The following is a 511-nucleotide window of genomic DNA, read 5'->3' on the forward strand; positions in this document are numbered from 1 at the left end:
CCTGAACATCTGCTGCTGCCGGGCATGTATGTGCGCGCCAAATCGAAGAAGGCACGATCAGGAACAGCTACCTGGTGCCGCAGCGCGCCGTCGACCGCACGGCGGACGGCTCAGCTGTCGCCAAGGTCGTCGCCAGCGACGGCAAGGTGGCGCAGCGGACGCTGACCATCGACCGCAGCAACGGCACCAACTGGGTCGTCACCGACGGCATCAAGGATGGCGACCAGCTGATCGTCGAGGGCGGCGCCCATGCCGATGTCGGCAAGCCGGTGAAGGCCACCGAGGTCGCCATCAACGACAAGACCGGCGAGATCACGCCGATCGAGGCCAAGGCGAACACGAAGTCCTCGACCGCCGAGCAGAAAGTCCAGGTCTCGGAGCGCTGATATGTCCAAGTTCTTCGTCGATCGTCCGGTTTTCGCCTGGGTCATCGCCATCATCATCATGATGGCCGGCCTGCTCGCCATTCGCACGCTGCCGATCTCGCAATATCCGCAGGTCGCACCGACGA

At 64.0% G+C, this 511-nt stretch carries 2 protein-coding genes; both read left to right on the forward strand.

Annotation, left to right across the window (positions count from 1 at the left end; genetic code table 11):
- Nucleotides 1–74: 74 nt before the first annotated feature.
- Nucleotides 75–386 carry a permuted SH3 domain-containing protein gene (locus AC1D0P_RS28320; protein WP_477679774.1) on the forward strand — a complete coding sequence of 104 codons (312 nt, stop codon included), beginning with the start codon at nucleotides 75–77 and terminating at the stop codon, nucleotides 384–386.
- A gap of 1 nt (nucleotide 387) precedes the next feature.
- Nucleotides 388–511: efflux RND transporter permease subunit (locus AC1D0P_RS28325; RefSeq protein ID WP_477679775.1), on the forward strand; the 124-nt coding region annotated here is incomplete at its 3' end.

The organism is Polaromonas sp. P1_G2, assembly GCF_056405515.1.